Source organism: Rhodococcus sp. Q (genome assembly GCF_005503035.1).
Taxonomy (GTDB): domain Bacteria; phylum Actinomycetota; class Actinomycetes; order Mycobacteriales; family Mycobacteriaceae; genus Rhodococcus_G.
On sequence record NZ_SCOY01000013.1, the window covers coordinates 25,918 to 47,142 of the forward strand.

The 21,225-nt window shown below is 68.9% G+C and carries 23 protein-coding genes; 18 read left to right on the forward strand and 5 right to left on the reverse strand.

What is annotated here, in order from left to right; genetic code table 11:
- The first annotated feature begins 147 nt into the window (after positions 1-147).
- The 8 genes from clpB (at position 148) to galK (ending at position 9,391) form a co-directional block, all read left to right on the forward strand.
- Positions 148-2,700 (forward strand): ATP-dependent chaperone ClpB, encoded by a 2,553-nt coding sequence (gene clpB / locus FFS72_RS14375; protein WP_137874568.1) that lies wholly within the window; start codon positions 148-150, stop codon positions 2,698-2,700.
- A gap of 480 nt (positions 2,701-3,180) precedes the next feature.
- Positions 3,181-3,885: a FadR/GntR family transcriptional regulator gene (locus FFS72_RS14380; protein WP_171018685.1), complete on the forward strand. Its 705-nt coding sequence runs from the start codon at positions 3,181-3,183 to the stop codon at positions 3,883-3,885.
- 107 nt (positions 3,886-3,992) lie between these two features.
- The gene (locus tag FFS72_RS14385; RefSeq protein ID WP_137874570.1) at positions 3,993-5,018 is read left to right on the forward strand and encodes a DUF5666 domain-containing protein; all 1,026 of its coding nucleotides are present in this window, start codon (positions 3,993-3,995) and stop codon (positions 5,016-5,018) included.
- Positions 5,019-5,090: 72 nt separating this feature from the next.
- Entirely contained in the window at positions 5,091-5,780 is a 690-nt protein-coding gene (locus FFS72_RS14390; protein ID WP_137874571.1) for a TtfA family protein, read from the forward strand.
- A gap of 61 nt (positions 5,781-5,841) precedes the next feature.
- The gene (locus FFS72_RS14395; RefSeq protein WP_137874572.1) at positions 5,842-6,465 is read left to right on the forward strand and encodes a LemA family protein; all 624 of its coding nucleotides are present in this window, start codon (positions 5,842-5,844) and stop codon (positions 6,463-6,465) included.
- The gene (gene pyrE, locus FFS72_RS14400) at positions 6,462-6,992 is read left to right on the forward strand and encodes an orotate phosphoribosyltransferase (RefSeq protein WP_137874573.1); all 531 of its coding nucleotides are present in this window, start codon (positions 6,462-6,464) and stop codon (positions 6,990-6,992) included. The genes FFS72_RS14395 and pyrE overlap by 4 nt, the downstream gene beginning before the upstream one ends.
- An 87-nt stretch (positions 6,993-7,079) precedes the next feature.
- Positions 7,080-8,204, forward strand: coding sequence for a galactose-1-phosphate uridylyltransferase (galT, locus tag FFS72_RS14405; RefSeq protein ID WP_137874654.1), 1,125 nt, complete (start codon positions 7,080-7,082; stop codon positions 8,202-8,204).
- Positions 8,129-9,391: a galactokinase gene (gene galK, locus FFS72_RS14410; protein ID WP_137874574.1), complete on the forward strand. Its 1,263-nt coding sequence runs from the start codon at positions 8,129-8,131 to the stop codon at positions 9,389-9,391. The genes galT and galK overlap by 76 nt, the downstream gene beginning before the upstream one ends.
- Before the next feature lie 83 nt (positions 9,392-9,474).
- Here galK and FFS72_RS14415 read toward each other — a convergent pair whose 3' ends face one another.
- The 3 genes from FFS72_RS14415 to FFS72_RS14425 form a co-directional block, all read right to left on the reverse strand.
- Positions 9,475-10,728: an MFS transporter gene (locus tag FFS72_RS14415; protein ID WP_137874575.1), complete on the reverse strand. Its 1,254-nt coding sequence runs from the start codon at positions 10,726-10,728 to the stop codon at positions 9,475-9,477.
- A gap of 29 nt (positions 10,729-10,757) precedes the next feature.
- Positions 10,758-11,231 (reverse strand): MarR family winged helix-turn-helix transcriptional regulator, encoded by a 474-nt coding sequence (locus FFS72_RS14420; protein WP_249353315.1) that lies wholly within the window; start codon positions 11,229-11,231, stop codon positions 10,758-10,760.
- 71 nt (positions 11,232-11,302) lie between these two features.
- Positions 11,303-11,902: a phosphoribosylanthranilate isomerase gene (locus FFS72_RS14425; RefSeq protein ID WP_137874576.1), complete on the reverse strand. Its 600-nt coding sequence runs from the start codon at positions 11,900-11,902 to the stop codon at positions 11,303-11,305.
- A 92-nt stretch (positions 11,903-11,994) separates the two neighbouring features.
- On the opposite strand from FFS72_RS14425, the gene FFS72_RS14430 reads away from it, so the two are divergent.
- From FFS72_RS14430 to FFS72_RS14460, 8 genes are all read left to right on the forward strand, one after another.
- Entirely contained in the window at positions 11,995-12,675 is a 681-nt protein-coding gene (locus FFS72_RS14430; RefSeq protein ID WP_137874577.1) for a lysoplasmalogenase family protein, read from the forward strand.
- On the forward strand, positions 12,672-13,457 hold the full coding sequence (locus FFS72_RS14435) for an SDR family oxidoreductase (RefSeq protein WP_137874578.1): 786 nt from the start codon (positions 12,672-12,674) through the stop codon (positions 13,455-13,457). Before FFS72_RS14430 ends, FFS72_RS14435 begins: the two co-directional genes overlap by 4 nt.
- 103 nt (positions 13,458-13,560) lie before the next feature.
- Positions 13,561-14,118 carry a hypothetical protein gene (locus FFS72_RS14440; protein WP_249353316.1) on the forward strand — a complete coding sequence of 186 codons (558 nt, stop codon included), beginning with the start codon at positions 13,561-13,563 and terminating at the stop codon, positions 14,116-14,118.
- 181 nt (positions 14,119-14,299) lie between these two features.
- Positions 14,300-14,431, forward strand: a complete 132-nt coding sequence (locus tag FFS72_RS26975) for a hypothetical protein (RefSeq protein ID WP_283235416.1) — start codon at positions 14,300-14,302, stop codon at positions 14,429-14,431.
- A 106-nt stretch (positions 14,432-14,537) separates the two neighbouring features.
- The gene (locus tag FFS72_RS14445; RefSeq protein ID WP_137874579.1) at positions 14,538-15,239 is read left to right on the forward strand and encodes a TrmH family RNA methyltransferase; all 702 of its coding nucleotides are present in this window, start codon (positions 14,538-14,540) and stop codon (positions 15,237-15,239) included.
- Positions 15,240-15,273: 34 nt separating this feature from the next.
- Complete coding sequence (locus tag FFS72_RS14450; protein ID WP_137874580.1) at positions 15,274-16,431, forward strand: glycoside hydrolase family 76 protein; 1,158 nt, start codon at positions 15,274-15,276, stop codon at positions 16,429-16,431.
- A 42-nt stretch (positions 16,432-16,473) separates the two neighbouring features.
- Positions 16,474-16,962 (forward strand): DUF6194 family protein, encoded by a 489-nt coding sequence (locus FFS72_RS14455; protein ID WP_249353318.1) that lies wholly within the window; start codon positions 16,474-16,476, stop codon positions 16,960-16,962.
- A complete protein-coding gene (locus tag FFS72_RS14460) occupies positions 16,955-17,698 on the forward strand; it encodes a TipAS antibiotic-recognition domain-containing protein (protein ID WP_137874581.1) in 744 nt (247 codons plus the stop codon). The genes FFS72_RS14455 and FFS72_RS14460 overlap by 8 nt, the downstream gene beginning before the upstream one ends.
- Here the strand turns inward: FFS72_RS14460 and FFS72_RS14465 are convergent.
- Together FFS72_RS14465 and FFS72_RS14470 are read right to left on the reverse strand one after the other, a co-directional pair.
- Positions 17,683-18,333, reverse strand: a complete 651-nt coding sequence (locus FFS72_RS14465) for a DedA family protein (RefSeq protein ID WP_137874582.1) — start codon at positions 18,331-18,333, stop codon at positions 17,683-17,685. The two genes, FFS72_RS14460 and FFS72_RS14465, sit on opposite strands and share 16 nt — an antisense overlap.
- Positions 18,334-18,336: 3 nt before the next feature.
- The gene (locus FFS72_RS14470) at positions 18,337-19,080 is read right to left on the reverse strand and encodes a VTT domain-containing protein (RefSeq protein ID WP_171018686.1); all 744 of its coding nucleotides are present in this window, start codon (positions 19,078-19,080) and stop codon (positions 18,337-18,339) included.
- 152 nt (positions 19,081-19,232) lie between these two features.
- Between FFS72_RS14470 and fbaA the strand changes: the two genes are divergently transcribed.
- A complete protein-coding gene (gene fbaA, locus FFS72_RS14475) occupies positions 19,233-20,270 on the forward strand; it encodes a class II fructose-bisphosphate aldolase (RefSeq protein WP_137874583.1) in 1,038 nt (345 codons plus the stop codon).
- A 102-nt stretch (positions 20,271-20,372) separates the two neighbouring features.
- Complete coding sequence (locus FFS72_RS14480) at positions 20,373-21,209, forward strand: NAD(P)H-binding protein (protein ID WP_137874584.1); 837 nt, start codon at positions 20,373-20,375, stop codon at positions 21,207-21,209.
- Positions 21,210-21,225 lie beyond the last annotated feature (16 nt).

Sequence of the window (21,225 nt, forward strand, 5' to 3'; positions counted from 1 at the left end):
GAAACTGGGTCGTCCGGATTCTCCGAGAAATTTCCAAAGTTGAGCGGAACAGACTCAACCTTTCGTGCGTTGATCTTGATGACAACGCCGCACCAGCCGCGCCTAGGCTGACAGGTGGCGACCTACGTCCTCTCGAAGGGGTGACCAGTGGACTCGTTTTCTCCGACCACCAAGACTCAGGCGGCCTTGACGGCCGCCCTGCAATCCGCATCCTCGGCAGGCAATCCGGACATTCGTCCGGCGCACCTGCTCGTGGCGCTGCTCGACCAGACGGACGGCATCGCCGCGCCGCTCCTCAAGGCGGTCGGCGTCGACCCGACCGTCGTACACCGAGAGGCGCAGACCCTCGTCGACCGGCTGCCTCAGGTGACCGGCGCGCCCGCGCAGCCGCAACTCGGTCGTGAGGCGATCGCCGCGATCACCGCGGCGCAGCACCTCGCCACCGAGATGGACGACGAGTACGTCTCCACCGAACACGTCCTCTTCGGGCTCGCGTCGGGCGACTCCGATGTGGCGAAGATCCTCACCGGCCACGGCGCCACCCCGCAGGCACTGCGGGATGCGTTCACCGCCGTCCGCGGCAGCGCCCGCGTCACCAGCCCCGACCCCGAGGGCAGCTACCAGGCGCTCGAGAAGTACTCGACCGACCTCACCGCCGCCGCCCGCGCGGGCAAGCTCGATCCCGTCATCGGCCGCGACACCGAGATCCGCCGCGTCGTGCAGGTTCTCAGCCGCCGCACCAAGAACAACCCGGTGCTCATCGGTGAGCCCGGCGTCGGCAAGACCGCCATCGTCGAGGGGCTCGCGCAGCGCATCGTCGCGGGCGACGTCCCGGAGTCGTTGCGCGGCAAGACCGTCATCTCCCTCGACCTCGGTTCGATGGTCGCGGGAGCCAAGTACCGCGGCGAGTTCGAGGAGCGCCTCAAGGCCGTTCTCGACGACATCAAGAACTCGGCCGGGCAGGTCATCACGTTCATCGACGAGCTGCACACCATCGTCGGCGCGGGCGCGACCGGCGAATCCGCCATGGACGCCGGCAACATGATCAAGCCGATGCTCGCCCGCGGCGAACTGCGACTGGTCGGCGCCACCACCCTCGACGAGTACCGCAAGTACATCGAGAAGGACGCCGCCCTCGAGCGTCGCTTCCAGCAGGTGCTCGTCGGTGAGCCGTCGGTCGAGGACACCGTCGGCATCCTGCGCGGACTAAAGGAGCGCTACGAGGTGCACCACGGCGTGCGCATCACCGACTCGGCTCTCGTTGCGGCGGCCACTCTTTCGGATCGCTACATCACGTCCCGATTCCTGCCGGACAAGGCGATCGACCTCGTCGACGAGGCGGCGTCGCGACTCCGCATGGAGATCGACTCGCGTCCCGTCGAGATCGACGAGGTGGAACGGAAGGTGCGTCAACTCGAGATCGAGGAGATGGCACTGACCAAGGAGACCGACGCCGCCTCCCAGGACCGGCTCGCGAAGCTGCGCGAAGAGCTCGCCGACGACCGCGAGAAGCTCTCGCAGTTGAGTGCACGCTGGCAGAACGAGAAGCAGGCCATCGACTCGGTCCGCGAGATCAAGGAGCAGCTCGAGGAACTGCGGGGTGAGTCGGAGCGCGCCGAACGCGACGGCGACCTCGGCAAGGCCGCCGAGTTGCGGTACGGCCGGATCCCCACGCTGGAGAAGGATCTCGAGGCCGCGGTGGAGGCGTCCGGTGGCGCCTCCGACGGCGACGTGATGCTCAAGGAGGAGGTCGGCCCGGACGACGTCGCCGATGTCGTCGCCGCGTGGACCGGCATTCCCGCCGGTCGAATGATGGAAGGTGAGACGGCCAAGCTGCTGCGGATGGAATCGGAGCTCGGCAAGCGTGTCGTCGGCCAGTCCGACGCCGTGCAGGCCGTGTCCGACGCGGTGCGCAGGGCGCGGGCCGGGGTCGCCGACCCGAACCGGCCGACGGGCTCGTTCATGTTCCTCGGCCCGACCGGCGTCGGCAAGACCGAACTCGCGAAGGCGTTGGCGGACTTCCTGTTCGACGACGAGCGGGCGATGGTTCGGATCGACATGTCCGAGTACAGCGAGAAGCACTCGGTCGCACGCCTCGTCGGTGCGCCTCCCGGTTACGTCGGTTACGAGACCGGTGGCCAGCTGACCGAAGCGGTGCGGCGACGGCCGTACACGGTGGTGCTGTTCGACGAGGTCGAGAAGGCACACCCGGACGTGTTCGACATCCTGCTGCAGGTGCTCGACGACGGCAGGCTCACCGACGGGCAGGGCCGCACCGTCGACTTCCGCAACACCATCCTGATCCTCACCTCGAATCTCGGGGCGGGCGGTGACAAGGAGCAGGTGATGGCCGCGGTGCGGTCGAAGTTCAAGCCGGAGTTCATCAACCGGCTCGACGACGTCGTGATCTTCGATCCGCTGTCGGAGGAGCAGCTCGAGTCGATCGTCGACATCCAGCTCGGCCAGCTGGCCAAGCGTCTGCAGGCGCGGCGGCTCACGCTGGACGTGTCGCCCGCGGCGCGCATGTGGCTGGCGGTCCGTGGGTACGACCCGCTGTACGGGGCGCGGCCCCTGCGTCGGCTCATCCAACAGTCGATCGGTGACCAGCTCGCGAAGAAGTTGCTCGCGGGTGAGGTGCACGACGGGGACGCGGTCTCGGTCGGCGTGTCCGAGGACGGAGATCGGCTGGTTCTCGGCTGACACGCACAGACGCACGGTCCGGGAGGGGGTATTTCGGACCGTGCGTCTGCTTTTCACGCATCCGGCTCATGACTCGTGAGGGGCGAGGCATGCGGTGCCGAATACGGCGTCGTGCCAACAGGCACTCGATCGAAACTATCGGCATCATTCGCGTGGATCAACGAAATGGACCCGACCCGAGTGAGACACATGTCACGCATGTCTTGCGCGACATCCGGGTCGGAGTGTGATCTGCGGGTGAGGCGGACGACACAATGCGCGCGGATGAGTCTCCACACCCGCCTCCCGACGGTATTGTTCGCAACCACCGCGCCGGGAGGCGGTGCGGTGCACGGGGACCGACGGTGCACGGGGGCATCAAGTGCACGGGGATTGCAGTGCCGAGGGGTTCGCAGTGTCATGGGGTATGCACTGCCAGGGGATATGCAGGGGGCAACAGCAGTGGTGAGCAGCAGGTCCGGGCGTCCGCAGAAAACGGCGATGATCATCGCGCGGCGCATCGTCGGAGAGATCCACCGAGGTGGTCTCGTGCGGGGCGACAAACTGCCGTCCGAGAAACTCATGCTCGACGAGTACCAGGTGGGTCGAGGCACCCTGCGTGAAGCGTTGCGCTACCTCGAACTGTCCGGGGCCATCTCCCTCAAACCGGGGCCCGGCGGCGGACCCACCGTCGAGAAGCCCGACGCGACCCACCTGATGAACAGCCTCGGGCTCGTCCTCCAATTCGAAGGTGCACCCTTCTCGACCATCGTCGAGGCCCGCGCCGGGCTCGAACCGATGGCCGCGCGGCTCGCGGCCGAACGGATCACCGGCGACCAGCTGCAGGCACTGGCCGACTCGGTCACGAAGATGGGCGAGAACCTCCGCGACCTCGACGTGTTCCTCGAGACGAACAGGGTCTTCCACGACGTCATCGCGACGGCATCGGGCAACGTCCTGTTCGGATACCTGATCGACGCCGTCGACGGGATCTTCGAAGGCGTCGCGGTCGGAGTCGAGTATCCGACCGTCCGCCGAGCGAAGGTTCACGAGGCGCACCGGGCGATCCTCGACGCCATCGAATCGGGTGACGGCACGGCGGCGGAACAGGCGATGCGCACGCACGTGGCGGAACTGTCGGCCTACCTCCGGAAGAAGTTCCCCAGCGCATTGTCGAAGCCGGTCACCTGGGAAGCCATGCAGTGACATGCCGGGAGCAGGGGTAGTACCCGCACCGTCTCACAGGCGCGCCTCAGGATCTGCCCCTACTCTGGAGGGTCGGCCCGAACCCGCGGAGAGAGCAGGCCCGAACCATGAGCAACACCGACGACAAGCGCACACCCGACGGCACAGAGGCGCTGCCCGTCGACGCCGATCCGACATCGGACTGGGCGCCGCGCCCGAACCCGCAGACACCGGACCAGCAGACGGAGCGGCTCGATCCGCAGGGCTACACCACCGACCCGTACGAGGCGTACGGCGGCGGGCCCACCCAGTCGATTCCCACCCACGCCGATCCGGCACAGAACCAGCCCACGCAGGCGTACCCGACGTACGAGGCGTACCAGGGCCAGCAGCAGCCGAATCCGACGCAGGCGTATCCGACGTACGAGGCGTATCAAGGCCAGCAGCAGCCGAATCCGACGCAGGCGTATCCGACGTACGAGGCGTATCAAGGCCAGCAGCAGCCGAACGCGACGCAGGCGTATCCGACGTACGAGGCGTACCAGGGCCAGCAGCAGAACGCGACGCAGGCCTACCCGACGGGTGATCCTCGGCAGCCGTACCCGCCGGAGCAGCCGTACGAGTCGGGCGAACCGGGTGGCGGCAAGAAGGGGCCGAGCAAGGGCGTGCTCGTCGCGGCGGTCACCGTCGCAGGGCTGTTGCTGATCGCGGTCATCGGAGTCGGCGCGTTGCTGTTCTCGGGCGGCGACGACGACACGACGGCATCGGCGCCGACGACGACACGGGCACTGCCGCCGGCGCCCACACCGGCACCGAGCACACCCCGGTCCGCGGATCCCGAGATCGTGCCCCCGGACCTGTCGCAGATCCCGGGTGGTGTCGGCGAGGCGATCGGAGCGGCGGGTGCCGCGATCGGGAGCGTCACCTCCAACGACGGCACCACCCTGATCCTCAATGGGATCGGTGGTTCCAAGGTGACGGTGACGACCGACGCGTCCACGCAGGTGATCGCGATCGGCGCGAGCAGCGTCGACGAGCTCGACGTGGGGGAGACGGTGCTCGTCCAGGGCGACCCGGGCCCGGACGGCACGGTCGCCGCCCGCGTCATCATCAGCACCACGATTCCGAATCTGGGTGAGTTCGGTGGCAACTGACGCGGCCCCCGATCCGAGCGAGTTCGAGCCGAGTGCCGCGCGTGTCGGTCCGGCTGGATATTGTGGCGTGCAATGACGCTCATCTGGTTCGGACTCTCGGCGATCGCGCTCGCGGGCGCGGTCGTGTTGTTGTACATCGATCGCGACCGCCGCGAGCAGTTCGGCCGGGTCCGGCAGATGTGGGCGAAGGCGCAGGGCTACATCTACAACGAGTCCGACGACCAGCTCCCGTCCACCTGGCATCGGGCCGCGCTGTCCCGGCAGGAGTATCTCGGTGCGGTCGACGTGGTGCACGGCACCCGGCGCGGTGAGAACTTCGTGCTGTTCGACCTGCCCGAGTCGATGACGATCGTCGCGGTGCAGCGGACCTGCGGTTCCGACGTCGACATCGACCTGCGTCTCAAGTCGACGCCGCCGCCCAAGGACTCCGACCTGAATCTGCTCGGTGCCATCGGGCCGCGCGTGGTGTTCACGACCGACCTCGAGATCGCCCGTCGCGTGTGCGACCAGCGGATGGTGACGTTCACCGAGTCGGTGCCCCCGCAGATCCAGATGTTGTGGAGCGAGGGCGACTGGACGCTCGGCTCGCTTCCGATCACGAGCAGTGGCCGGGACTGGGAAGCCGCCATCGAAGCGGTGTCGCGGCTGTCGGGCATTCTGCACGTCCTGCCGCCCGCGTCCCAGCCGACGGGCACTCGCTCGGGCAGCGTGCACGATCCGGGTCGGCCTCGTCCGCATCCGCTGGATCTTCACGACGACTGACGAGTTCTCGCCGCGTGGCCGGTGTGGCGGGTGATGTCCGAAGTGAGTAGATTTCTGCTCCGTGACTGTTGTGGCGATTGTGGTTGTTGTTGCCCTGGTTGTGTGCTGGGTCGCGACCGTGGCGCGCCGCGTGCGGCGGTGCAGCGCGAGCCTCACCGCGAGTCGCGCGCTCCTCGAGACGGAGATCGACCGTCGTCACGCGCAGACCGAGACCCTCGTGGCAGCAACGCGCGTCGCGGGGGTCGGCTCGGCGTTCACCGGGCCGCTCGCCGGGGCCCGATCCCTCGCGATCGGCGTCCGCGACCAGGGCCTGACGCTGCGTGAACGGGCGGGCGCCGAGAACGCGCTGTCCGTCGCCCTGCACGCGGTGACGAACGTCGCGGCGACGGACCCGGCGGTGAAGAACGACTGGGCGATCCAGCGCCCCATCCTCGACCTCGCGACCACCGAGCAGCGCCTCGCCGGAGCGGCCCGCGTCTACAACGACCACGCTGCCGCGATGAACGGACTGCTCCGCGGGGTGACGCGAGTGCCGGCCCGACTGTTCGGCGCCCTCCCCGCCACCCTGTTCGAAGCGGACGTCACCGAGGTGGCGCCGTACGCCGACGACGCGGTGCGGTCGTCGGATGATCATGGCCTAGGCTCATTGGTCGAGACTGGACGCGACGAGGGAGCAGTTCGATGACGGAAAAGGCTGAGCTCGCAGGGCTCGTACGCGAGCTGGCTGTGGTGCACGGCAAGGTCACCCTTTCGTCCGGCAAGGAAGCCGACTACTACGTGGACCTGCGTCGCGCGACGCTGCATCACCGCGCGGGACCGCTCATCGGCTCCCTGCTGCGTGAACTCGTCGCGGACTGGGACTTCGACGCCGTCGGTGGTCTCACCATGGGAGCCGACCCGGTCGCGCTCGCCGTCATGCACGCCCCCGGACGCCCCATCGACGCGTTCGTGGTCCGCAAGGCAGCGAAGGCGCACGGCATGCAGCGTCAGATCGAGGGCCCCGACGTCGTGGGCAAGCGGGTGCTCGTCGTCGAGGACACCACCACCACCGGCAACTCCCCGCTGACCGCCGTCCGCGCGCTGCGTGAGGCCGGCGCGATCGTCGTCGGCGTCGCGACCGTCGTGGACCGTGCCACCGGCGCCGACGAGGTCATCGCCGCCGAGGGCGTCGAGTACCGGTCGCTGCTCGGTTTGGCCGATCTGGGTTTGTAGCCTCCTTCGGCGCTCGTGCGCGTTCGGGTCCGGGGGACCCGCGAACCACGCACGAGCGGCGGCGCCGCCTATCGTGGTGTGGTGCCGATCCGGAAGACCACGACCGCGCTCGCCGATGGTCGCGAGCTGATCTACTTCGACGACACCGCGCCGTACGCGGACGGGTCGGCGACACGCGAACTGCGCGACAACAGAACGCTCGACGCCGTCGCGTCGACCGGGACGATGCGCTACGACGTCCTCACCGGCGAGTGGGTGACGCTCGCGTCGCACCGCAACGCCCGGACCTTTCAGCCCGCGGCCGCCGAATGCCCCCTGTGCCCGACCCGTCCGGGCCTGCCCGCGACGGAGATCCCCGGCGACTACGACGTCGCGGTGTTCGAGAACCGCTTCCCGTCCTTCGCGTCCGGAGTGGCGGAGCCCGGCGCCGACCACCTCGACGGCGAACCGCTGTGGCCGCAACGCGCCGCGGCCGGTCGCTGCGAGGTGGTGTGTTTCACCAGCGATCACGACGTCGACTTCGCCCGGCTGCCGGTGTCGCGGGTGCGGACGGTGCTGGGCGCGCTGGTCGACCGGACCCGTGCGCTGTCGGCGTCGCCCGGTGTCGCGCAGGTGTTCTGCTTCGAGAACCGCGGCGCGGAAATCGGTGTGACGCTGGATCATCCGCACGGGCAGATCTACGCCTACCCGACGGTGACGCCACGAACGGAGGCGCTGCTGCGGCAGTCGCGTGCGCACCGTGCCCGGACCGGGGGCAACCTCCTGCGCGACGTCATGGACGCCGAACGACGCGCCGGGACCCGCATGGTGTTCGAGGGTGAGCACTGGTGCGCCTACGTGCCCGCCGCGGCCCGCTGGCCGGTGGAACTACACGTCGCGCCGCTCCGCGACGTCGCGGACCTCACCGAACTCACCGATCCCGAACTCGAGGAGCTCGCCGGCGTGTACGTCGACGTGCTGGGACGGCTGGACCGGTACTTCGACGGAGTCGAGCGGCTGCCGTACATCGCGGGTTGGCACCAGGCGCCGGTCGGCGACGGTCGGGAACTGGGCCGGCTGTACCTGCAGGTGTTCTCGCTGATGCGGTCGCCGCACCGGATGAAATACCTGGCGGGGTCGGAATCGGCGATGGGGGCATGGATCTCCGACGCCGCACCCGAGTCGATCGCGGCCCGGTTGCGCGACGTGGCGCCGGGGCGGTCGGCGTCGTGACGGAGTGGGTGCGGGCGACGCCCGACGCGGATCTCGCAGCATCGGCGACCGCGGCGTTCCGGGATGCGTTCGGCGGTCTTCCGGACGGGGTGTGGGTGGCACCGGGCCGAGTGAATCTGATCGGCGAGCACGTGGACTACGCGGGCGGGCTGTCGCTGCCGATCGCGCTGTCTCACCGCACCGCCGTCGCCGTGCGGGAACGCCGGGACGGACACCTCCGGCTGCGGTCGGGTCTCGGGTCGTGGGAGGGCGCGGTGGACGCCGTCGGGCCCGGCGCGCCGTCGGGGTGGCCGGCGTACCTCGCCGGGGTGGTGTGGGCGATGCGTCGAAGCGGATTGTGCGGCACCGATTTCGGCGCCCACGTCGCGGTCGCGTCGGCGGTCCCGATCGGTGCGGGCCTGTCGAGTTCGGCGGCGCTGGAGTGTGCGCTGGCGATCGCGGTCGCGGACCTGGTCGGTGCGCCGACCGACGACGCCGGACGCACCGCCCTCGCAGCCGCGTGCGTCGCCGCGGAGAACGAGATCGCCCTCGCCCCGACCGGCGGCATGGACCAGGCGATCGCCCTGCACGCCAGGGCCGGTCACGCAGTCCTCGTCGACTCCGGGGACGGTACCGTCGCCCCCGTCCCGTTCGACCTCGGAGCGGACGGCCTGGCGCTGCTGGTGATCGACACCCGCGCCCCGCACCGCCTCGTCGACGGGCAGTACGCGCAGCGGCGTCGGTCGGTGGAGGACGCGGCAGCGCAGCTCGGCGTGCCGACGCTGCGGCACGCGACTCGCACCGATCTGGACCGACTGGGTGATCCGCTGACGGAACGCCGGGCCAGGCATGTCGTCACCGAGATCGACCGCGTGCGGGAAGTCCTGCAGTTCTTGAGCTCTGGAAGTCTCAGAGAGGTGGGCGCCGTGCTCACCTCGTCGCACATCTCGCTGCGCGACGATTTCGAGGTGTCCTGTCCGGAACTCGACAGCGCGGTCGACGCCGCGCTCGCCGCAGGCGCGCACGGAGCCCGGATGACGGGCGGCGGATTCGGAGGGTCCGCGATCGCACTCGTGGACGTGGCGGACGTGGATCGGGTTGCGGGTGAGGTGCTTTCGACAGCAGAAACGCGGGGGCTCGTGGCCCCCGCGTTCCTCCGTATCGACACCGGGGGAGCCGCGGCGCGGCGTGTGACCCCGGTGTCGTGACGTTCGGGCCACCGAACCGGCGGATGGGCTATACCGAGTTCGGCCAAGCGGTTTCGATCAGTCGGCGTCGCCGACGGTCTCGATCAGTCGGCGTCGCCGACGGTGACCGCGGTGGCTTCCTCGATGCTGTGCGGCGCGGGGTCGTGGTCGTCCACGTGCGCGAGAACCTTGCGCCCGCTGGCGAGCACACCGATCGCGAGGACGGTGCACGCCGCACCCACCCAGAACGGCAGGTTCGCCTGGTGTTCGCCGAGCTTGCCTGCCACCCAGGGTGCGGCGGCGCCGCCGACGAAGCGGACGAAGCTGTACGCCGCGGACGCGGTGGACCGTTCGACGGGCGCCGAGATCATCACGGTTTCGGTGATGAGGGTGTTGTTGACTCCGAGGAACAGTCCGGCGGCGACCACGCACGCGATCAGTACCGGTTTCGAGTCGGTGAACAGGGCCATCACTGCCAGGTCGGCCGCGAACAGCGTCAGTGACAGCATCATCATCGGCAGTGTGCCGTAGCGGCGTTGGAGGCGCGGCGCGAGGAACACAGACGAGATCGCCAGCGCGAGGCCCCATCCGAAGAAGATGAACCCGATCGGATAGGCGCCCATGTCGAGAGGGAAGGGCGTGTAGGCGAGCAGGGTGAAGAAGCCGTAGTTGTACAGCAGTGCCGTGATCGCGACGGTGAGCAGGCCGCGGTGCCGCAGGGCGAGGAAGGGTGCGGCGAGCGAGGTGCCGCCGGATGCGGGTGGCGGTGTCGCGGGCAGCATCACGACGAGCAGGATGAACGCGACCGCCATCAGCGTGGCGACCCCGAAGAACGGTGCCCGCCAACTGATGTCGCCGAGGACGCCCCCGACGAGCGGTCCGACGGCGATGCCGACGCCTAGTGCCGCCTCGTACAGGATGATCGCCTTGGCAACTCCTCCGGATGCGGCGCCGACGATGGTGGCCAGGGCGGTCGCGATGAACAGGGCGTTGCCGAGTCCCCAGCCGGCGCGGAAGCCGATGATGCCGCCGACGGTGTCCGAGGCTCCTGCGAGCGCGGCGAAGACGACGATGATCGCGAGGCCGCTGAGCAGTGTCTTCTTGGATCCGATGCGGCTGGAGATGGCGCCGGTGACGAGCATGGCGACGCCGGTGACGAGCATGTACGAGGTGAACAGGAGTGAGACCTGGGACGGCGAGGCGTCGAGTTCCTCGCCGATCGGTTTGAGGATGGGATCGACGAGTCCGATTCCCATGAAGGCGATGACGCTGGCGAACGCGACCGCCCACACCGCTTTGGGTTGGTGCAGGATGCCGGACGCGGGTTCCGTGACGGGGGCCGTGGCAGTGCTGGTCACCGGCACCTCCTTGTGTGTGAAATATGTTGTTATCGTTTGATTTTCGACTCCTTCACGATCTCTCTGAGATCGCGGAGGCTGTGGGACAAGCGCTCGACCTGGTCGACGTCGAGGTCGCGCAGGTGTTCGGCGAGGGTTGCGCCGATGTGGTCGCGTGCCTGCGCGAGCCACTGGCGTCCCGCGTCGGTGATCTCGACGACAACGGCCCGGGAGTCGTTCGGATCGCGTTGCCGCCGTACGAGTCCCGCCTCGCCGAGCTGCTTGAGCAGGGTGGTTGCCGTCGGTTGGGACGTGCTGTCGAGGCGGGCGAATTCGCTGACTCGGAGTCCGCCGTACTCCTCGAGGAGGGAGAGCGCGCGCGTCCACGGCCGGGGGAGGTTGTCCGTGGCCATGGACGACGCGAGCCGGGTGAGGCGGGACGAGTTCGTGACCAGTTCCGCCAGTACCCGGCGCAGGTGGGCCTCGGTGTCGTCCGATGCGTTCGAGTGCCCTGCTGTCTCCACGACGAGAATTATTGCATAGCGTAACTATGTATGTAAATGGTGTCCTGCCGCGTGTGCGGAACACTGCGTCGTCAGGACGCCGACCGCACCGCCGCCGCGAAGGCCGTCATCAACGCCGGGTCCTTGACGCCGCGGCTCGACTCGATGCCGCTGGACACGTCGACGCCCCACGCCCCCGATGTCGTGACTGCTCGCGCGACGTTCTCGGGGGTCAGGCCGCCCGCGAGGATCCACCGGCCGGTGGGCAGGGCGCTGCGGTCCTGCCAGTCCCAGGTCACCCCGGCGCCCGCGACGGCGCCGTCGACGAGGAGCAGGTCGGCGCCGAAGTCGGCGTTCACGGCGTCGGCGCCGCCCGAGTTGACGGCGCGGATCACCGTCAGTCCGGCGTCGTGCAGAACACGGACGTCGTCGGCCGACCGCAGGTCGTGCACCTGCACGTGGTCGAGTCCCGCCGCGGAGGCCGTCGCGACGATCTCGTCGAGTGGCATCCGGACGTACACCCCGACCGCGAGCACGCCTGCGGGCACCCGCGTGCGCAACGCCGCGGCCTGCTCCGGCGTCACACGACGCGGGCTCTCGGCGAGGACGAATCCGACCGCGTCGACGCCGAGCCCCACGGCGTGATCGACCGTCGCCTCGTTCCGCAGCCCGCACATCTTGATGAACGCCATCGCCTACCTCTCCGTCGCATCCCGGTGGTTCGAGGATATGGCCATGGGAGGCGGCTACCGTCATGCGGAGATATCCGCAACCGGAGGTGGGCATGAAACTCGAGCACGTCGTGTTCCTTGGCGCGACCGCGGCGACCGTCGTCGGCGCCGTCACCGAGAACGAGAAGTTGCAGTTGGCCGCGAAGCCGCTGATCGGCCCGGCCCTGGCGGCACGGGTGCTGCGGCGCCGCGGGAACATCGACCGCCTCGACACCGGACTGCTGCTCGGGTCGCTGGCCGCCGCCACGGTCGGTGACGTGTTCATGATCGACCCCGACGACGACGCCCGCTTGCAGGCAGGCGCGCGGTCGTTCGCGGTGATGCAACTCGGTTACTCGGCCGTCCTCGCGCGCCGAGGCGCGCGCCCGACCGCGCCCGCGCTGGTCCCGCGTGTACTCGGCTGGCTCGGTGCCGCCGGCCTGCTGCGGGCCCGGGCGAAGTCCGTCGCGCCGACGCTGACGGCCTACGGCGCGGTGCTCGCGACGACGTCGACCCTGTCGGCCGATCCCGCGCTCGCACCGGGCGCCCGGGTGGTCGCGGGCACCGCGGTGCCGAACGCCGATCCGCGTAGCAGGCTCGCGCTCGGCGGAATCCTGTTCACCGGATCGGACGCGATGATCGTGGTTCGGCGACTGTTCGTCCGCGGGCACACGGGTCGGCGGGTCGCGGAGGCCGCCATCCTGGCGAGCTACGCGGCCGCCCAGGCTCTGCTCGTGGAGGGCATGACCGAATGACGGTGCGCGCCGTCGCGATCACGGGAGCCGCCGCGGGCATCGGGCGCGCGACGGCGTTGCGGTTCGCCCGCGACGGCTGGTCGGTCGGGGCGTTCGACGTCGACGAGGCCGGGTTGGCGTCGCTCGCGGACGCGATCCGGGGTGCGGCTGGATCTGTGCACACCGGGGTCCTCGACGTCACCGACGCGGGGCAGTGGCGCGAGCGTCTCGCCGAGTTCGTCGAGGTTTCGGGCGGACGTCTGGACGTGCTGGTCAACAATGCCGGGGTGCTGGCGTCGGGGCCGTTCGCGCAGACCGACCCGGCCCGGCATCGCGCGATGATCGACGTCAACGTCGGCGGCGTGGTCAACGGCTGCGTCGCCGCGTACCCGCATCTGGCCGCGACGCCGGGGTCGGTGCTGGTGAACCTGTGTTCGGCGTCGGCGATCTACGGCCAACCCGACCTCGCGACGTACAGCGCGACCAAGTTCGCGGTCCGCGGACTCACCGAGGCCCTCGAACTGGAATGGCGGACGGTGGGGATCAGGGTCCTGGCCGTCTGGCCGCTGTTCGTGCAGACCGCGATGGTCGAGGGGATGCACACGGGGGCCGTCGCCTCGCTCGGTGTCCGGTTGACCGCCGACGACGTCGCGGACGAGATCGTGTCGGCGGTGGGGAAGGGCAGGCGCCTGCCGACGGTGCACTACCCCGTCGGCCGCCAGGCGCGGGCGATGATGCTCGCGTCGCGGTTCGCACCCGCCTGGCTGAGCCGCGCGATCAACTCCCGCCTCACCCGTATGTAACGACCAGGGTTCGCGACGTGGGTTCCGTCACTCTCGTCGCGGCCCGTAGGGTCGAACGGGTTCTTTGCGAGGAGAAGGAGTGCCGGTGGTTTTTCGTCGAACGGTGATCGGGCTGGGTGCGGTTGTGGCCGCGATGGCGGTGACGGGTTGCGGAGGGGCTGATACGCCGGAGGCGGCGAGCATCACGACGACCACCGCCGCGCCGTCGCTACCGACCACGACGACCACGGCGCCTCCGACGACCACCACGCCGAGCGCCACCACGACCACGACCAGCGCGGCACCGACCACGACGTACCGGCGTAACGAAGCCGTGTACTTCACGGCACTGAACGGCGAGTTCCAGTGCGGCATCATCGAATTGGCGACCCGCGTCGAAGCGGGCTGTCAGGGACCGACGACGCCGATCCCGCCGCGTCCGGAGAACTGCATGATCGCGTGGGGGACGGGCATCCGCGTCACCAGTGCCGGACCTGCGGAATTCCTGTGTGCGGGCGGCGTCGTCTACACCTCTGGTGACAGTGATCCGGAGTTGCCGGTCGGGCAGTCCGTGTCCTCGTTCGGGTTCACATGCACATCGGAGGTGGCGGGCGCAAGATGCCTTAACGACTCGAATGGTCACGGCTTCGCGATTGGCGAAGATTTTAACGAAATTTTTTGAAAAGTCCTGGTTAACAACAGGTTGCGCATGTGCTTATGTGAGCCAACTCACTGCTGTAGCGCTTGAAGCAGACCTTGGTCGGTACGTACGGTCATCACCGTTGTTGTCATCGAATTGTGATGTCGACTCCGATCACAAGCCCAGTGCGGCCCGCCAGCTGCGCTCGACGAAAAGGAACACCATGGACTTCGATCAGGCCATCGAGCTGCTCACCGCCCTCGGCGACTTCGGCAACCTTCTCACCGGCGTCGGCGACGCGCTCAGCGGCATCGTTGAGTTCGGTGGATCGGTTTCTTCGCTCTCCGCGGAGTAAATCTTCCGTTCTCGCCTGTGGGCGGGTACCGCATCTGCGGTACCCGCCCACAGGTGTATCCGGGGTCCCTTCGGTCGGTGTTCGCAGCGAGCGGGACAATGACCTCATGAGTGCGAGCGGTCCCAGCGGCAACGAGCCAGACCCCGGCGAGGACCACGAGGCCGGCCCCACCGAGTGGGGTGAGCATCCGCACGGAGTCGGCCCATGGGCCCTCGAGCATCCGGGTGAGTCGGCCGACGACCCGCGGTACGACCCCGAGTTGCTCGCAGGCGGTGACCGCCGCAACGTCGTCGACGCCTACCGGTACTGGAGCCGCGAGGCGATCGTCACGGACATCGACTCCCGCAGGCATCCGTTCCACGTCGCGATCGAGAACTTCGGGCACGACGCCAACATCGGCACCGTCGTCCGCTCCGCGAATGCGTTCGCCGCGGCCGCCGTGCACATCGTGGGCCGTCGACGCTGGAATCGGCGCGGAGCGATGGTCACCGACCGCTACCAGCACATCGTGCACCACCCGACCGCCGAGGAACTGTTCGAGTTCGCGGCCGTCGAGAACCTGGCCGTCGTCGCCGTCGACAACGTTCCCGGGTCGGTTCCACTGGAGACGGCGCGCCTGCCTCGCGAGTGCATCCTGCTGTTCGGGCAGGAGGGTCCCGGCGTCAGCGACCACGCCAAACAGTCCGCGGTGATGACCGTGTCGATCGCGCAGTTCGGTTCCACCAGAAGCATCAACGCAGGGGTGGCCGCAGGCATCGCCATGCACGCCTGGGTCCGGCAACACGCCGATCTCGGCCGTAGTTGGTAGCGATTTGTGACACGAGTGGGCAAGATCGGTTGTCATGCAGCACCAGTGGTCGGGGCGGGCGGATGCGGCGGAAGCCGCTGTGGTCACCCGGCACCTCCGACGATTGTGGGCGCTGCCCGGCACATCGATGGCGGTCGTCGCGTGGCCCCCGGTCCGTCGTGAGCGGATGTTCTTCTCCTGGCACTACTGGTGGCAGGCGCATCTGCTGGACTGCGTCGTCGACGCCGCCGACCGAGAACCCACCCCGCGCCGTCGGCGCAGGATCACGAAAATCGCCCGGGCCCACCGAATCCGGAACGTGACCGGGTGGACCAACAACTACTACGACGACATGGCCTGGCTCGGGATCTCGTTGGAGCGGGCGCAGCGACTGCAGCATCTGGACTTCCGTCGTCCGATCGGTGACCTCGAAGCCCAGCTGTGGGATGCCTGGGTGCCGGAATCCGGCGGTGGAATCCCGTGGCGAACCCGGTCCGACTTCTACAACGCCCCCGCGAACGGGCCCGCCGCGATCCTGCTCGCCCGCACCGGGCGCCTGCTGCGCGCCCAGGCGATGATCGACTGGATCGACCTCGCTCTCAAGGATCCGGCTACCGGGCTGATCCTCGACGGCATCCGTTTCCCCCCGGGGAAGCCGGTGCCCGCAGGCATCCTCGACCGCGCCGTCTACAGCTACTGCCAGGGCGTGGTGCTCGGCGCGGAGACGGAACTCGCCCGCAGTCTCGACGAGCCTCGGCACCGACTGCGGGTCCATGCCCTCGTCGATGCCGTCGACAAGCACCTGACCGTCGACGGGGTGATCGTCGGAGGTGGGGGTGGAGACGGGGGACTGTTCAACGGCATCCTGGCCCGCTACCTCGCGCACGTTGCCGCGTCGCTGCCAGGGAGCGAGGATGCCGACCAGCGTGCGAGGACGGTGGCCGCGCAGATCGTTCTCGGCTCCGCCGAGTCGGCCTGGGAGAACCGGTTGCAGGTGGAAGGTCAGCCCCTGTTCGGCTGCGACTGGGCGAGCCCGGCCCGCCTGCCCGGTCTGGGTGACGGCATCGCCGCGTTCTCCGGCGGAACCGTGCACGCGTCCGACATCGCCGAGCGGGACTTCTCGGTGCAGCTCGGTGGCTGGATGCTGATGGAGGCCGCCCACGTTGCGGCGGGCACACTCGAACGGAAGGCGACCCGCCCGCGTCACGTCTGACGACTTGCACCTCACGCAGCGTGAGGTCCTAGCGTGGCTGACATGACCGACCTACCGCGCACCTGGACACTCGACGAGATGACGACCCGGGTCGCCGCGATGGACGGGGTGCGGATTCTCGTCGCAGACGCGGAATCCGGGGCCCCGGAGTCCGCCTGGGGTGACATGTTCGTCTACGACGCCGGCGCCTCCGCTGCCACGGCATCTGCAGACGCCGGGATCCCGTTCGCGACGATCGTGGTCAGCGACTACCCCGGATTCGACACCGCATCGGACCTCGACCGCCCCGACGTGTACCGGGTCAACATCCATGTCGGACGCGACCGGTTCCGCGACCTCGTCGGATACGGCCCGGAATCGAGTGCGTCCCGCCGCGACGAGCACGACTACCGCGAAGCGGACCGGGTGCTCCCGCACCCCGTGTACGCGGCGCAGGCGTGGGTGTCGATCGTCAATCCCGGTCCGAGGACCGGTGACCTGGTGACGTCGCTGCTCGCCGAGGCGCTGGCGTGGAGCCGCCGTCGTGGCTGACTACTCCGTCGGCGAGGTCGCGGCCATGTCGGGGATTTCGATCCGGACGCTGCATCACTACGACGAGATCGGCGTGCTGGTCCCGAACTCCCGTACCGCGGCGGGGCACCGTCGCTACGGCGACGGCGACCTCGCGCGGCTGCGGCGCATCCTCTACTACCGCGCGCTCGACTTTCCCCTGGACCGGATCGCGGCACTGCTCGACGACCCCGATCCCGGGACGCACCTACGACGCCAGCATCGGCTGCTGAGGCAGCGGCAGGCCCGCACGTCCGACATGCTCGCCCAACTGGACCGCGAGGTGGAGGCTCTGGAACTGGGCATCGCGCTGTCGCCGGCCCAGCAGCGGGAGATCTTCGGGACGGACCGGTTCGCGGACCTGCTCGCCGAGGCAGAGGGAACGAGCGCGCAGTGGCGGGTGACGGCGGTATACGGGGAGCAGGAGTGGCGAGCGATAAAAGCGGAGGCGGACGCCGTCATCGCGCTCTTCGCGGATGCCATCGCGGCGCAGGCACCCGTCGGATCGGACTCGGCGACGGACGCCGCGGAGCAGCATCGGCAGCACCTCGAGCGATGGTTCTTCGAGTGCGGCCCACAGCGCCACATCGAGATCGCCGACCAGTACCTGGCGGATCCGGCGGCCGCCGCGACCTGGGATGCCGTCGCCCCGGGATTCGCGCGGTACGTCCACGACGCGATCGTCGCGAACGTCGCGCGTCGTCACTCCACCTCGTAGTCCTCGGCCGGCTTGGCGAGTTCCTGCCGGTACTGCGCCACACCGACAGCGGTGCCGACGACGAGTCCGACCACCAGCACCCCCAGGACCGCGGGCATCAGCCACGGCACCCGTTCGAGGAACTCGCCCGCATAGAAACCGAGCAGCAGTAGGACCGGCGCCCAGGCGAGCGCCCCGAGGGTGCTCGCGATCGTGTAGGTGCGATGGTTCATCCGCGCCGCGCCCGCGACGAGCGGGCACAGGGTCCGCACCCACGGAATCCAGCGGGCGATCAGGACAGCCCAGAATCCGTTCCGGTCGAGCAGGGCGTTGACCTTGTGCAGATTCCGGGTGTTGACGTAGCGGCCGTTGCGGCGGGCGACGAGGTGGTGACCGCTGCGATGCCCGAGCACGTAGCCGACCTGGTTCCCGGCGATCGCGGCAGCAGCAGCGGCCGCCGACAGCGTCCACACATGGGTGCTGCCCGCCGCATGACCGGCCAGGACGATGCCCGCGGTCAGCAGCATCGAGTCACCGGGCAGGAACAGTCCGATGACGAACGCGCACTCGAGGAACACGAACGTGACGACCAGGACCCACACGAGCACCGGGCCGACGGTCGCGAAGTGCCCCAGGTCGGGGGCTGCGAACGCCATCGATTACGGCGTGTACTCGTCCGCGGGGTTGTCGGCGGCTGGCCGGCTCTTGCGGGACGCCGTGTAGCGCTTGACGATCTCGACCAGGATCGGGATGACCGAGACGAACACGATGAGCAGGAAGATCGCGTCGACGTTGTCGCGGATGAACTCGATCTGGCCCAGCAGGAATCCGAGCAGCGTGACGCCCGCGCCCCACACGACCGCGCCGAGGATGTTGTAGGTGAGGAACACCGTGTACTTCATCTTCGACGCGCCGGCGACCAGCGGCGCGAAGGTGCGCACGATCGGAACGAAGCGGGCCAGGAAGATGGTGATCGGGCCGTGCTTCTCGAAGAACGCGTGGGACTCGTCGATGTAGCTCTTCTTGAAGAACTTCGCGTCGTTCGACTTGAACAGGGCGGCGCCGCCCTTCGCGCCGATCCAGTAGCCGACCTGGTCGCCGAGGAACGCGGCGATCGGAATGGTCACCAGCAGGACCCACAGGGGGGCGAACGGCTCGACCTCGGTGGACTTCGACGCGGCGATCAGGCCCGCGGTGAACAGCAGGGAGTCGCCGGGAAGGAGCGGGAACAGCAGACCCGACTCGATGAACACCACCAACAGCAGACCGACCAGCACCCAGGTGCCGAACGAGTTGAGGAGGTTGACCGGGTCCAGGAATCCCGGCAGAAGCGCCAGATTCGTCACGGAGTCCTGGCCTGCGGTCACGAGGTCAGCGGCTGCCTGCACAATCACGCGGACCACAGTACCGCCGATGCGGGGCAGCGCCCGTATCGCCCGATCTCGGACTTGCAGGAGACGGCGTGCCCGGCAGTTGCCATACTGCTAGGACGACGCTGCCGGCCCGTCCGGCCGAGCGCACCCGAATGAATTCGTCGACGTGGAGGTCAGCCGCCGTGCCCATCGCAACTCCCGAGGTCTATGCCGAGATGCTCGGACGGGCCAAGGAACACTCCTTCGCCTTTCCCGCCATCAACTGCACCTCGTCCGAGACGATCAACGCGGCCATCAAGGGCTTCGCGGACGCGGGCAGCGACGGCATCATCCAGTTCTCCACCGGTGGCGCCGAGTTCGGTTCGGGCCTCGGCGTCAAGGACATGGTGACGGGCTCCGTCGCGCTCGCCGAGTTCGCGCACGTCATCGCCGCGAAGTACGACGTCACCATCGCGCTGCACACCGACCACTGCCCGAAGGACAAGCTGGACGGATTCGTCCGCCCGCTGCTGGCCATCTCGCAGGAGCGCGTCAACCAGGGTCTGAACCCGCTGTTCCAGTCGCACATGTGGGACGGGTCGGCCGTGCCGATCGACGAGAACCTGCAGATCGCGCAGGAACTCCTCAAGCTGTCGAAGGCCGCGAACATCATCCTCGAGGTCGAGATCGGCGTCGTCGGCGGCGAAGAGGACGGCGTCGAGGCCGAGATCAACGACAAGCTGTACACCTCGCGTGAGGACTTCGAGAAGACCATCGACGCCCTCGGCGTCGGCGAGAACGGCAAGTACCTGCTCGCGGCCACGTTCGGCAACGTCCACGGCGTCTACAAGCCGGGCAACGTCGTCCTCAAGCCGGAGGTCCTCAAGGAGGGCCAGGAGGCGGCCGTCGCGAAGCTCGGCCTCCCTGCCGGTTCGCAGCCGTTCGACTTCGTCTTCCACGGCGGCTCGGGCTCGCTGAAGTCGGAGATCGAGGACTCGCTGCGCTACGGCGTCGTGAAGATGAACGTCGACACCGACACCCAGTACGCGTTCTCGCGTCCGATCGCCGGACACTTCTTCAGCAACTACGACGGCGTGCTGAAGATCGACGGCGAGGTCGGCAACAAGAAGGTCTACGACCCGCGCAGCTACCTCAAGAAGGCCGAGGCGGGCATGACCGCTCGCGTCCTCGAGGCCTGCAACGACCTCAAGTCCGCCGGCCGGTCGGTTTCCGCCGGATAGTCCTCCCACCAGGGTTCTCACCGAGAGTGCAGTTCCCGTCGCGTTCGCCGAACGGCGCGACGGGCACTGCACTCTCGTGCTTTCCCGCCTTAGGCTTGTCGCATGACCGTCGCGGTGTCTGGGGCAAGCGGATTCATCGGCGGGGGAGTGGCGCGCCTGCTCTCCGAGGCGGGCACCGACCTGCGCCTGCTCTCCCGCGACCCGTCCCGACTACCGGACCTGCCGCACGCGACCGCCGTGCAGGCCGGATTCGGTGACGCCGGGTTGACGGACGCGCTGCGCGGCGTCGACACCTTCTTCATGGTCTCGGCGACCGAAACCGAGCACCGCGTCGACCTGCATCGGGCCGCCGTCCGGGCCGCCGCGGACGCCGGGGTCCGGCGGATCGTGTACCTCTCCTTCGTCGGCGCCGCACCCGACTGCACGTTCACCTTCGGGCGCGACCACTGGCACACCGAACAGGCCGTCCGGGACACCGGGCTGACGTTCACGTTCCTCCGCGACAACCTGTACCTCGACCTGATGCCCGGCATGGTCGGCACCGACGACGTCATCCGCGGGCCCGCCGGTCACGGGCGTGCCGCGATGGTCGCGCGGGCCGACGTCGTGGAGGTCGCCGCCGCGGTGCTCGGCTCGGACCGTCACGACGACCGGACACTGGACCTGACAGGTCCGGCGGCGCTGTCGCTGACCGATGTCGCGGACGCGTTGACCGCAGCGCTGGGACGCCCGATCCGGTACCACCGCGAAACGCTCGACGAGGCGTACGCGTCCCGCTCGGATCTCGGAGCGCAGCGGTGGGAGGTCGACGGCTGGGTCAGCTCCTACGCGGCGATCGCGAACGGCGACCTCGCACGGGTCACGAGGGACGTCCGACACGTCCTGCACCGCGACCCCGTCGGGATCGGTGACGTGTTCCCGCCCCTCGCCGAACTGTAGGGCGTCAGGAGACACG

Bases quoted from the DNA above. Each gene is read 5' to 3' on its own strand.
- FFS72_RS14430 (WP_137874577.1), top strand. From the start codon at position 11,995: ATGAAACTCGAGCACGTCGTGTTCCTTGGCGCGACCGCGGCGACCGTC.
- galK (WP_137874574.1), top strand. From the start codon at position 8,129: ATGGATCTCCGACGCCGCACCCGAGTCGATCGCGGCCCGGTTGCGCGA.
- FFS72_RS14425 (WP_137874576.1), bottom strand. From the start codon at position 11,902: ATGGCGTTCATCAAGATGTGCGGGCTGCGGAACGAGGCGACGGTCGAT.
- pyrE (WP_137874573.1), top strand. From the start codon at position 6,462: ATGACGGAAAAGGCTGAGCTCGCAGGGCTCGTACGCGAGCTGGCTGTG.
- FFS72_RS14445 (WP_137874579.1), top strand. From the start codon at position 14,538: ATGAGTGCGAGCGGTCCCAGCGGCAACGAGCCAGACCCCGGCGAGGAC.
- FFS72_RS14450 (WP_137874580.1), top strand. From the start codon at position 15,274: ATGCAGCACCAGTGGTCGGGGCGGGCGGATGCGGCGGAAGCCGCTGTG.
- FFS72_RS14480 (WP_137874584.1), top strand. From the start codon at position 20,373: ATGACCGTCGCGGTGTCTGGGGCAAGCGGATTCATCGGCGGGGGAGTG.
- FFS72_RS26975 (WP_283235416.1), top strand. From the start codon at position 14,300: ATGGACTTCGATCAGGCCATCGAGCTGCTCACCGCCCTCGGCGACTTC.
- FFS72_RS14390 (WP_137874571.1), top strand. From the start codon at position 5,091: ATGACGCTCATCTGGTTCGGACTCTCGGCGATCGCGCTCGCGGGCGCG.
- FFS72_RS14455 (WP_249353318.1), top strand. From the start codon at position 16,474: ATGACCGACCTACCGCGCACCTGGACACTCGACGAGATGACGACCCGG.
- FFS72_RS14465 (WP_137874582.1), bottom strand. From the start codon at position 18,333: ATGGCGTTCGCAGCCCCCGACCTGGGGCACTTCGCGACCGTCGGCCCG.
- FFS72_RS14435 (WP_137874578.1), top strand. From the start codon at position 12,672: ATGACGGTGCGCGCCGTCGCGATCACGGGAGCCGCCGCGGGCATCGGG.
- FFS72_RS14385 (WP_137874570.1), top strand. From the start codon at position 3,993: ATGAGCAACACCGACGACAAGCGCACACCCGACGGCACAGAGGCGCTG.
- FFS72_RS14380 (WP_171018685.1), top strand. From the start codon at position 3,181: ATGATCATCGCGCGGCGCATCGTCGGAGAGATCCACCGAGGTGGTCTC.